This is a genomic window from Brassicibacter mesophilus, assembly GCF_050433385.1.
Lineage (GTDB): Bacteria > Bacillota > Clostridia > Tissierellales > Proteiniboraceae > Brassicibacter > Brassicibacter mesophilus.
On record NZ_JBNPXI010000010.1, the window covers coordinates 127055 to 138718 of the forward strand.

Annotated in this window: 9 protein-coding genes and 1 riboswitch; all 9 genes read left to right on the top strand. The window is 33.4% G+C overall.

Annotation, left to right across the window (positions count from 1 at the left end):
* The first annotated feature begins 57 nt into the window (after window positions 1-57).
* The 9 genes from HNR33_RS12375 (at window position 58) to HNR33_RS12415 (ending at window position 11533) form a co-directional block, all read left to right on the top strand.
* Window positions 58-417, top strand: coding sequence for a (2Fe-2S) ferredoxin domain-containing protein (locus HNR33_RS12375; RefSeq protein ID WP_429083727.1), 360 nt, complete (start codon window positions 58-60; stop codon window positions 415-417).
* A 12-nt stretch (window positions 418-429) separates the two neighbouring features.
* The gene (locus tag HNR33_RS12380; RefSeq protein ID WP_429083729.1) at window positions 430-903 is read left to right on the top strand and encodes an NADH-quinone oxidoreductase subunit NuoE family protein; all 474 of its coding nucleotides are present in this window, start codon (window positions 430-432) and stop codon (window positions 901-903) included.
* The gene (gene nuoF, locus HNR33_RS12385) at window positions 904-2190 is read left to right on the top strand and encodes an NADH-quinone oxidoreductase subunit NuoF (RefSeq protein ID WP_429083730.1); all 1287 of its coding nucleotides are present in this window, start codon (window positions 904-906) and stop codon (window positions 2188-2190) included.
* A complete protein-coding gene (locus HNR33_RS12390) occupies window positions 2191-3909 on the top strand; it encodes an NADH-dependent [FeFe] hydrogenase, group A6 (RefSeq protein ID WP_429083732.1) in 1719 nt (572 codons plus the stop codon). It abuts the gene before it with no gap.
* Window positions 3910-4040: 131 nt separating this feature from the next.
* A complete protein-coding gene (locus tag HNR33_RS12395) occupies window positions 4041-5135 on the top strand; it encodes a PfkB family carbohydrate kinase (protein WP_429083734.1) in 1095 nt (364 codons plus the stop codon).
* Entirely contained in the window at window positions 5129-6043 is a 915-nt protein-coding gene (locus HNR33_RS12400) for a pseudouridine-5'-phosphate glycosidase (protein WP_429083735.1), read from the top strand. Before HNR33_RS12395 ends, HNR33_RS12400 begins: the two co-directional genes overlap by 7 nt.
* Window positions 6044-6225: 182 nt before the next feature.
* The gene (locus tag HNR33_RS12405) at window positions 6226-7806 is read left to right on the top strand and encodes a DEAD/DEAH box helicase (protein WP_429083737.1); all 1581 of its coding nucleotides are present in this window, start codon (window positions 6226-6228) and stop codon (window positions 7804-7806) included.
* A gap of 43 nt (window positions 7807-7849) precedes the next feature.
* Window positions 7850-9406: an ABC-F family ATP-binding cassette domain-containing protein gene (locus HNR33_RS12410; RefSeq protein WP_429083738.1), complete on the top strand. Its 1557-nt coding sequence runs from the start codon at window positions 7850-7852 to the stop codon at window positions 9404-9406.
* 92 nt (window positions 9407-9498) lie between these two features.
* A riboswitch (Lysine riboswitch) is annotated at window positions 9499-9674 on the top strand.
* Window positions 9675-9796: 122 nt separating this feature from the next.
* Complete coding sequence (locus tag HNR33_RS12415) at window positions 9797-11533, top strand: Na+/H+ antiporter NhaC family protein (protein WP_429083740.1); 1737 nt, start codon at window positions 9797-9799, stop codon at window positions 11531-11533.
* Window positions 11534-11664 lie beyond the last annotated feature (131 nt).

Here is an 11664-nt window from a genome sequence, read left to right on the forward strand (position 1 = left end):
TTGGCATGAAGTATGCAAAATATATAATTAACTAAGTAAAATAAGGGGGTTTGTAAAATGTCATATAGAGATATTTATGATGATCTGAGAAAATCAGCAGAAGAAGCTATTAAAAATAAAAAAACAAATGGAAAAATTAGAGCTATTCTAGGATATTCAATATGTAGTGTAAGTGTTGGTGCAAATGAAGTATTAAGAGCACTCCAAGAGGTGTTAATGGAAGCTGACATAAAAAATGTAATTATTGAAACAACAGGATGCATAGGTTTATGTTCTAAAGAACCATTACTAGATATTTATATGCCAAACGGTGAACGATACACATATGAACAAGTTACCGCAAAAAAGGCAAAGGCTATAATATTATCTCATTCATTATATGAAGAAGAAGTAGAGGAATGGCTAATAAAAATGTAAGGGGGTATATTTGTGGATGCTGTGCAAAGGGTTCAAGAAATCATCAAGAAAATTGGGAGAACACCAGATAAGTTAATAGAAATATTAATCGAAATCCAATCCAGCTCAGATAAGCACTATGTAACAGAAGAAGAACTTCAAATTGTTTCTAATTATTTGGAAATTCCTCTTAGTAAAGCTTATGGAGTTGCTACATTTTATTCTATGCTGTCAACTAAGAAAAGAGGTAAATTTGTAATACAAATATGCAATAGCGCTCCTTGTTATCTAAAAAATTCGAAGAATATTGCGGAGACTTTTGAAGCTATTTTAGGAATAGAGGTTGGTGAAGTAACTAAAGATGGTTTATTTTCACTAGAATATACAAGCTGCATAGGAGCTTGTGATATAGCTCCTGCTGTTAAAATCAATGACGATATATATGGAGAACTTAATGCAGAAAAAATAGAAAAAATTATCAATGACTTAAGAAAGGAGGAAATGTAGATGGTAAATCTAGTTTCTAGGCTATGTGGCAAAATCAGTCCATTATCAATAAAGCAGTATAAAGAAAATGGTGGCCTTAAGGGGTTAGAAAATGGACTGTTTAAAATGACTCCACAAAATATAATAGAACTCATTAAAGATTCAAATCTAAGAGGGAGAGGTGGAGCAGCTTTTCCTACTGGACTTAAATGGGAGTTTGTATCTATAGAACAAAGTGATATTAAGTATATAATTTGTAATGCAGATGAAGGTGAGCCTGGTACTTTTAAAGATAAGGTTATCTTAGATGGATGTCCTTTTCAGCTAATTGAAGGAATGATTATAGCCGCATATGCAGTAGGTGCTCAAAAAGGATACGTTTATATTAGAGGTGAGTATCCAAAGTCTAAGCAAACGCTAAAAAAAGCTATTGACATATTTAGAAGAGAGGGATATTTAGGAGACACTATATTAGGGCTAGATTTTAATTTTGATATTGAAGTCAGAACAGGAGCAGGTGCATATATTTGTGGAGAAGAAACTGCATTAATTGAGTCCATAGAAGGAAATCCTGGTAGATCAAGATTTAAGCCCCCATATCCTCCTAATAGTGGGTTGTGGGGAAAGCCTACACTTGTAAATAATGTCGAAACATTGGCTAATATACCAATAATATTATCTATAGGTGCAGACGAATTTAAGAGATATGGAACTAAAACAAGTAGTGGTACTAAGCTGATTTCAGTTAGTGGAAGTGTAGTTAATAAAGGAGTATTTGAAATAGAACTAGGCACTACTTTGAGGGAAATAGTATATGATATATGTGGTGGCATGCAGGAAGATAAAGAACTAAAGTTTATTCAATTAGGAGGTTCATCAGGTGCATGTCTTCCTGAAACTTTATTAGATGTAAAACTTGATTTTGATGATCTGAGGAAACTTGATATAGGTCTTGGCTCTGGAGCCATTCTCGTAGTTGATAAATCAGTATGTTTACTTGACTTTATGAAGACGACAATGGAGTTTTTTAAGCATGAATCCTGTGGGAAATGTACTCCATGTAGAGAAGGAAATCGTCATATCATCATGATAATTGATAGGATAATTAAAGGCAATGGAACTCAAAGAGACTTAGAGCTTTTAGCAAATATTGCTTTAGTTATGAAAGATGCTTCTTTATGCGGCCTAGGGCAGGCAGCTCCTACAGCACTCTTAACAACTATGAAATATTTTGAAAAAGAATACAACGAGCATTTAGAAGGATTTTGTAATGCAGGGGTATGTAGTTTAAATATGGGGGTAATATAAATGGCTAATATAGAGATTAATATTAATGGTATAAACTTAAGTGTAGAGGAAGGCACAACTATTCTTGAAGCAGCTAGAAAAATAAACATTGATATACCCACTCTTTGCTACCATCCTGACCAAAAAGTAAAAGGTAACTGTAGAGTATGTATAGTAGAAGTAGAAGGACAAAAAGCATTCGCTGCAGCTTGCTGTACACCTGCAAGAGAGGGAATGAGAATAAAAACAAATACAAAAAAAATAAGAGAAGCAAGAAAATCAATTGTTGAGCTGATTCTCTCAAATCATAACAGTGATTGTCTATCATGTACAAGAAATGGCAATTGTGAACTTCAGACTTTGTGTGAAGAATTAAATATTAGGGATTTTAATTTGAGTAAGGTTGTTAACATTTTACCAAATGATGAATCGAATCCTAGTATTGTAAGAGATCTAAGCAAGTGTATTAAATGTGGCAGATGTGTAGAGGTTTGCCATGAAGTACAAGGGATAGGGGCCATATATAATGCAAATAGAAGCTGTGAAATGCAAGTAGTTCCTCCTTATGGCAGAAATTTGACTGAAGCTAAATGTGTATATTGCGGGCAATGTATAAATGTATGTCCCGTAGGAGCAATATATGAAAAAGATGATACTGAAGAAGTATGGAGAGCACTTGATGACCATAATAAACATGTAGTTGTGCAAGTAGCACCGGCTGTAAGGGTTAGTTTAGGCGAAGAATTTAATATGGAACCTGGAAACATATTAACTGGAAAAATAGTTGCTTTCTTAAAGACAATAGGATTTGATAAAGTATTTGATACAAACTTTACAGCAGACCTTACAATAATTGAAGAAGGGAATGAATTGCTTCACCGAATAGAGAATGGTGGTAAGCTTCCTATGCTGACATCATGTAGCCCTGGCTGGATAAATTATATCGAGCATTTTTATCCAGAACTACTAGACCATGTTTCATCATGTAAATCGCCTCAACAGATGTTTGGTGCATTAGCTAAATCTTATTATTCTCAGAAATATAATCTAGATTGTAATAATATTGTTGTAGTATCTATTATGCCTTGTACTGCTAAAAAGGCAGAAGCTAATAGAAATGAAATGAATAGTAGTGGGTATCAAGATGTTGATATTGTTCTAACAACAAGAGAGTTGGCCAAAATGATAAAACAATCTGGTATACAAATTGAAAGGCTTGAAGATAAAGAGTTTGATTCTCCTTTCGGAATATCTACTGGAGCTGCTGCTATATTTGGAGCCACTGGTGGAGTGATGGAGGCAGCTTTAAGAACTGTATATGAAGTAGTAACTGGTGATGACCTTGAAAACATAGAATTTGAAGATCTAAGAGGAATTGAAGGGTTTAAAGAAAGTGATATTAAAGTTGGAAATACTAATGTCAAAGTTGCAGTAGTTAATGGTTTAAAAAATGCGAAAATGATGTTAGAGATGATTAAGGATGGAAAGGCCGACTATCACTTTGTAGAAGTGATGTGCTGTCCTGGAGGATGCATTGGAGGAGGAGGCCAGCCAATACCAGGCACTAATGAGATAAAGAAGAAAAGAATAGAAGGTATATATAATGTTGATATCAATTCAGCCATAAGAAAATCTCATCAGAATACTGTGGTAGATACACTATATAAAGAGTTTTTAGGCAAGCCTTTAGGTGAGAAGTCGCATAAATTTCTTCATACGCATTATACTAATAGGAGTTAGAAAATTTTCAAATATAGATATTTTAAAAAGAATAGACTTAAGTCTATTCTTTTTGTTCTTGTAAATTAAATAAATATATGATAATATTAAATAAGCAATTGTTTATTCAATAAGCATAAGTTGGTGACGATATGACTTCGAGAGAAAAAGAAATATTAAATATTATAAAGAACAACCCGATGATTACACAACAGCAGCTAGCTGATGTTCTTAATATTACAAGATCATCAGTTGCTGTGCATATTACTAATCTGACAAAGAAGGGATATATAAAGGGCAAGGGATATGTTTTAAGTGAAAGTGAGTATGCTACAGTAATAGGTGGAACAAACATAGATATACAAGGCTTTACTCATAGTGTACTTAAATACATGGATTCTAATCCTGGAAAGGTAAAGTTATCATTAGGTGGGGTAGGAAGAAATATTGCTGAAAATTTAACTAAGCTTGGAGTTGAGACTAAACTAATATCAGCATTTGGCGATGATTTATATGGAGCAAAGATACTTAATGAATGCAAAGCTTGTGGGATAGATATGGATAATTGTTTAGCGCTAAAAAACACAGTATCATCTGTATATCTTTCAGTATTAGATGAATGTGGAGATATGAGGGTTGCAATATCAGATATGGATATTTTTGAAGAAATAAACATTGATTTTTTAAAATCAAAATCCTATGTTATAGAAAACTCTGAGGTTATTATTATGGATACAAATATTCGCAAAGATGCTATTGAGTACTTACTTAACAACTACAAGCATAAAGCATTCTTTTTGGATACGGTGTCAACTACTAAGGCTGAGAAGGTCAAGGACATGATAGGATACTTTCATACAATTAAGCCTAATAAATATGAAGCTGAGATTTTGACAGATATAAAGATAAAAAATAATGACGATCTCAGACGTGTTTCAGATTTCCTTTTAAACAAAGGAGTAGAAAGGGTCTTTATTAGTTTGGGTAAAGAAGGTGTGTACTATAGTGATGGATGTAATTCTAATCTAATAAAAACACCAGAAATCAAAGTAATAAATGCCACAGGGGCTGGAGATGCTTTTATTGCTGCATTGGTATACTCATATATTAATGATTATGATATTGAATATGCAGCGAGATATTCTATGGCTGCATCTGTACTAGCATTAAGTCATGAAAACACTATAAACCCTAATATATCGAATGGAAGCATTATTAATAAGATGAAGGAGTTGAAGTTATGTTAAAACAATATTTATGTATTAAGCAAGAAGTCCAAGATGCATTAAAAGAAGGTAGACCAGTTGTAGCTCTAGAATCTACTATAATTTCTCATGGAATGCCTTATCCTAAAAATATTGAGACTGCAAAACAAGTTGAAATGATAATCAGAGAAAATGGAGCAGTACCAGCAACTATAGCCATAATTGATGGGAAGTTAAAGGTAGGATTAACAGAAGATGAACTGGAATACTTAGGAAAAGGAACTGACGTAGTGAAAACAAGTAGAAGAGATATACCTTTTATTATTGCAAAACGACTAAGTGGTGCAACAACTGTTGCTTCAACAATGATAATTGCTGAATTAGCAGGGATAAAGGTTTTTGCTACAGGAGGAATTGGTGGAGTTCATAGAAATGCTCAAGAAACATTTGACATATCTGCAGACTTACAGGAACTTGCTAGCACAAGCGTAGCTGTTGTATGTGCTGGGGCAAAATCTATTTTAGATATTGGTTTGACATTAGAATATTTAGAAACATATGGAGTACCAGTTGTAGGATTTAAAACAGAAGATTTTCCCGCTTTTTATACAAGAAAAAGTGGATATAAGGTAGATTACACGGTGGATTCAGAACATGAATTGGCAAAAGCAATAAAGGCTAAGTGGGATTTAAATCTTGAAGGGGGCATTGTGATTGGTAATCCTATTCCACAAGAATATGAGATGGACTATGAAATAATAAATAAAGCTATAAACGATGCACTAGCTGAAGCTGAAGCTAAAGAGATAAAAGGAAAAGAGTCTACACCATTTCTTTTATCAAAGGTTAAAAGCATTACTCAAGGAAAGAGTTTGGAATCAAATATTCAACTTGTGTATAATAACGCAAAGGTTGCAGCAAGATTGGCAGTTGAGATCAGTAAGTTATAAAAACTGTAGAAATAGATATGATAAACATGTAATCAGTAGGATTACATGTTTATTTGTTTTAGAGAACAATAATTACAAAATTTTATTATAAAAACATGGTATTCTGTGTAAATATTTATTGCATTAAGTAAATAATAAATATATAATTAAAACGCTAATGTTTAGAAGGGATGGAAAAATTAATGGAAAAAACAAGATTTGATGATTTAAATTTATCTAAAGAGATAAATAAAGCAATTAAGGAAATGGGTTTCGAAGAGGCGACTCCTATTCAGACACAAGCAATACCTTATATACTAGAAGGAAAGGACGTAATAGGTCAAGCTCAAACAGGTACAGGAAAAACAGCAGCCTTTGGTATACCTGTATTAGAGATGGTAAATCCTAGCCTAAAAAAACTACAGGCCTTAATTTTATGTCCTACAAGAGAATTGGCTATCCAGGTAGCTGAAGAGTTAAGAAGGCTTGCACAATTTAAGAACAACGTTAAAACCTTGCCTATCTATGGCGGGCAGCCTATAGAGCGTCAAATTAAAGCGTTAAAGAGTGGTATTCAAATTGTAATTGGTACTCCAGGACGTGTGATGGATCACATGAGACGCCACACTTTAAAAATGGAACATTTAAATATGATTGTACTGGATGAAGCTGATGAAATGCTTGATATGGGCTTTAGAGAGGATATTGAGCTTATTCTACAAAAAACTCCATCTGAGAGACAGACAATTTTATTTTCTGCTACTATGCCTAAACCAATATTAAGTTTAGCAGAGAAATACCAAACTAATCCTAAATTGATAAAAGTAGTGCATAAAGAATTAACAGTACCAAGTATTGAACAAAATTATTTAGAAGTTAAAGAAAAAAATAAATTTGAAATACTTTGTCGCTTAATTGATATGTACAATCCTAAGCTTTCTTTAGTATTTTGTAACACTAAAAGAAAGGTTGATGATATTGTTGCACAGTTCCAAAGTAGAGGATATTTTGCAGATGCTCTTCATGGCGACTTAAAACAATCACAAAGAGATAAAGTAATGGATAAGTTTAGAAACGGAACTATAGAAATATTAGTTGCGACAGATGTTGCGGCAAGAGGAATAGACGTTGATGATGTTGAAACTGTATTTAACTATGATGTACCTCAAGATGAAGAATACTATGTTCACAGAATTGGTAGAACTGGACGTGCAGGTAGAACAGGAAGAGCATTTACTTTTGCTTTTGGAAAAGAAATATACAGATTAAAAGATATTCAAAAATATACTAAAACAAAAATTAAAAGACACGATATACCTACTGTAAGTGATATAGAAGAAATAAAAATAAATTTATTTATGCAGAAAGTTAAAGCAGTTCTTGATGATGGGGGACTTGAGAAATATATAGGTATTATAGAAAAGTTTTTAGAAGAAGATCATACATCTATGGATGTTGCAGCAGCTTTGTTAAAGATGTCCATAGGTCAAAAAGATAGTGATGAAATGTCTGAAGAAGCTTATAGTGACACAGGTGCAGAACCAGGAATGGTAAGACTTTTTATAAATATAGGTAAGAATCATAAAATTAGAGCAAATGATATTGTTGGAGCAATTGCTGGAGAAACAGGAATATCAGGAAAGGTTATCGGTGCTATTGATATCTATGATAAATATACATTTGTTGAAGTACCAAGAGAAAATGCAAAAGAAGTTCTAAAGATAATGAAAGACAACCAAATTAAAGGCAAAAAAATAAATATTGAACCTGCTAATGCCAAATAATTAAGCCAAATAGAAACGTTTAAATGAAAGGAAATAGAAAAAGATGAGTGTTTTGAATGTTGAGAATGTTTGTCACGGTTTTGGTGCTAGAAAGATATTAGAGGATGTATCTTTTAGGTTATTAAAAGGAGAGCATGTTGGTCTAGTGGGAGCCAATGGTGAAGGTAAATCGACATTTTTAAATATTATTACTGGAAAGCTTATGCCTGACCAAGGTAATGTTGAATGGTCAAACAGAGTTACTGTTGGCTACCTAGATCAGCATACTATTTTGTCAAAAGGGAAATCAATACGTGAAGTGTTAAGAGAAGCATTTCAGCATATGTTTGAGCTAGAAGCTGAAATGATGGATTTATATGGTCGTATGGGTGATGTATCTGAAGATGAAATGGCTAAAATGATGGATGATGTAGGTACGATTCAGAGTATTCTAGAAAACACTGGATTTTATATTATAGATGCAAAAATTGAGGAAGTAGCAAATGGCCTTGGGCTTGGAGATATCGGACTTGATAAAGATGTTGCGGATTTGAGCGGTGGTCAGAGGACTAAGGTTCTTTTGACAAAACTACTGCTTCAAAATCCTACTATACTTATTTTAGACGAGCCTACAAACTATTTAGATGTAGAGCATATTGAGTGGTTAAAAAGATATCTTAAAAGTTATGAAAATAGTTTTATTTTAGTATCACATGACATACCATTTTTAAATGATGTTGTAAATGTTATATATCATGTAGAAAATGCAATGATGACAAGGTACTCAGGCAATTATGATCAATTCATGCAACTATATGAAGTAAAGAAACAACAGCAGCTACAAGCATATGAAAGGCAGCAAAAAGAAGTAGAAAAGCTTGAGGATTTTATTGCAAGAAATAAGGCAAGAATATCTACTACTGGACGTGCGAAGAGTAGACAGAAACAGCTTGATAAGATGGAAATGCTAGAGAAACCTAGAGAGAAGATTAAGCCTACATTTAAATTCAATGAAGCAAGAACACCTAGCAAATTTATTTTTGAAGCGAATGACTTAGTTATTGGATATGATGAACCACTGACTAGGCCTTTGAACATCTCTTTAGAAAGAGGGAAAAAAATAGCAATAAGAGGTGTAAATGGGCTAGGAAAATCTACGCTTCTTAAGACTATGCTTGGAAAGCTTAAACCAATTACTGGAGAAGTAATACACGGAGATTACTTACATCCAGGATACTTTGAACAAGAAAGCAGCAGGTATAATAGCAATACAGCTATTGAAGAAATATGGAATGAATTCCCGGGACTTACTAATTTTGAAGTGCGTCAGGCTTTAGCTAAATGTGGCTTATCAAATGAGCATATTACAAGTCAGATGATGGTATTAAGTGGTGGTGAAAATGCTAAGGTGAGACTATGCAAGCTTATGCTTAGAGATATAAACTGGTTAGTATTAGATGAGCCAACAAATCATCTAGATGTTGATGCAAAAGAAGAATTAAAAAGAGCATTAATAGAGTTTAAAGGAACTGTTGTATTAGTATCTCATGAGCCAGAATTCTATGAAGAATGGGTAACAGATATTTGGAATGTAGAGGATTGGACCACAAAAATTATATAGCTTCAATATACTTGGAATATATATCTATATAAAATAGCGAAATAGCTATTGACTAATTATATATAATAGTGCATAATAATAAACAAGTGAATAATAAGGGTAGAGGTGCAGTATTAAAAAGTAGTATTGTGGAGGAAAGCACTGTGAAGCAATATGAAAGGTAATACTGCCGAAGCATGCAGCTGATGCTTTAAGGCTGCATAGCTGGTTCTGTATAGAATATGTACAGAACTGTCACAAATTATATTTGTGGAGAGCTATCATTCAAATTAGAACACATTTTTTTGTTTTGTGTTGATTAAACCTTGAGTGAAAGCTTAAGGTTTTTTTATTTTATGATGGACTCTCCTCCTAGACCTGATTCACTTATACAAAAAAGGAGGAGATTTTATGACAAAAAGGATTATTACTTTACTTACGGCATTATTGATTGTTTTTTCTTTTTCAACAATGGTTCTTGCAGCTGATACTAGTGCTGCAGAGATTAATGCTGGAAAATTTGGAATATGGACGTTGATTCCACCTATAGTGGCTATTCTTTTAGCATTTCTAACTAAAAATGTTGTTATGTCGCTGTTTGTTGGGGTCTTATCGGGTACTTTTTTACTTCAGCTTACTGGGAACAATATTCTAGGTGCTTTGTTTAATGGATTTCTAATGCTTATGGACAAAGTATTGAGTTCGCTAGCAGATCCTTGGAATGCGGGAATAATACTGCAGTGTCTTGCAATAGGTGGACTTATAGCTTTGATATCTAAAATGGGAGGAGCAAAAGCTATTGCAGAAAGTCTAGCTAAAAAAGCAAAGTCACCAAAAAGTGCACAGCTTATTACATGGTTCTTAGGTATTTGTGTATTTTTTGATGATTATGCTAACTCTTTAATAGTTGGGCCAATTATGAGACCTGTAACTGATAAAATGAGAATTTCTAGAGAAAAGCTTGCATTTATAGTTGATGCAACTGCAGCACCAATAGCTGGTATTGCACTGATATCGACATGGGTAGGTTACGAGATAGGTTTAATAAAAGAAGGTTATTCAGTTATTGGACAAGATGTAAATGCCTATAATATATTTATTGAAACAATACCTTTTAGATTTTATAATATTTTAATGTTAACGTTTATTGTCTTTACCGCTTTATTATTAAAAGAATTTGGACCAATGCTTAAGGCAGAAAGAAGAGCAAGACAAACAGGTAAGCTTCTTTCAGATACTGCGAAACCTATGGCTTCTTCAGAAGCTACAGGTTTAGAGCCAAAGGAAGGGATAAAATTAAGCGTTTGGAATGCAATAATACCTATAGGAACATTAATGTTAACAGCTCTTTTGGGTTTTTATTATAACGGATATAATTCAATAATGGGTGGAGAAGATACAACACTTATTAAGCTATTAACTGATGCACCAATGTCATTCAATGCTATAAGAGAGGCATTCGGAGCTTCTGACGCTAGTATAGTTCTTTTTCAAGCAGCACTTTTTTCTAGTATAGTAACATTAATTATAGGTATGAAACAAAAAATATTTAATCTTGCTGATGGAATTGATACTTGGGTACAAGGAACTAAGTCTCTTGTTATAACAGGAGTTATATTATTGTTAGCTTGGTCTTTAAGTAGCGTAATAAAAGAACTTGGAACTGCAATGTTTCTAGTAAAAATACTTTCAAATACAATTCCAAAGTTTCTGCTACCTACTTTAATATTTATATTAGGTGCTATAATATCATTTTCAACTGGAACATCATTTGGTACTATGGGCATACTGATGCCTCTTACTATACCTTTGGCCTTTGCTATCTCACCTGAAAATGGATACGTTATAATGAGCGCTGGAGCTGTTCTAACAGGAGCTATTTTCGGAGATCATTGTTCACCAATATCTGATACAACAATACTATCATCTATGGGTGCTGCTTGTGATCATATTGATCATACGAAAACACAGATATACTATGCCCTTGTTGTTGCTGCAATAACAATTATCTTTGGTTATATTCCTGTGGGACTTGGGTTACCTGTAATAGTAGTTCTTCCATTAGCTATAATCGCAGTATTTGCAGTTGTTTATGCATTTGGAAAAAAGGTCGATGCTATAGATTGTTCTAGCACTACAGAAGTATAGAAAACAGAAAGCCACATCGTTGATGTGGCTTTTCACATTATGGGCTTTAGCCTGTTGAGCTCGCGAAGCGTGCGAAACAATAAACCACCCGCTATGCGGGTGCGCGACAGAAGTTATACAAAAAAATCACC

Coding starts and splice junctions, on each gene's coding strand:
- HNR33_RS12390 (WP_429083732.1), top strand. CDS start 2,191: ATGGCTAATATAGAGATTAATATTAATGGTATAAACTTAAGTGTAGAG.
- HNR33_RS12395 (WP_429083734.1), top strand. CDS start 4,041: ATGACTTCGAGAGAAAAAGAAATATTAAATATTATAAAGAACAACCCG.
- HNR33_RS12415 (WP_429083740.1), top strand. CDS start 9,797: ATGACAAAAAGGATTATTACTTTACTTACGGCATTATTGATTGTTTTT.
- nuoF (WP_429083730.1), top strand. CDS start 904: ATGGTAAATCTAGTTTCTAGGCTATGTGGCAAAATCAGTCCATTATCA.
- HNR33_RS12410 (WP_429083738.1), top strand. CDS start 7,850: ATGAGTGTTTTGAATGTTGAGAATGTTTGTCACGGTTTTGGTGCTAGA.
- HNR33_RS12405 (WP_429083737.1), top strand. CDS start 6,226: ATGGAAAAAACAAGATTTGATGATTTAAATTTATCTAAAGAGATAAAT.
- HNR33_RS12375 (WP_429083727.1), top strand. CDS start 58: ATGTCATATAGAGATATTTATGATGATCTGAGAAAATCAGCAGAAGAA.
- HNR33_RS12400 (WP_429083735.1), top strand. CDS start 5,129: ATGTTAAAACAATATTTATGTATTAAGCAAGAAGTCCAAGATGCATTA.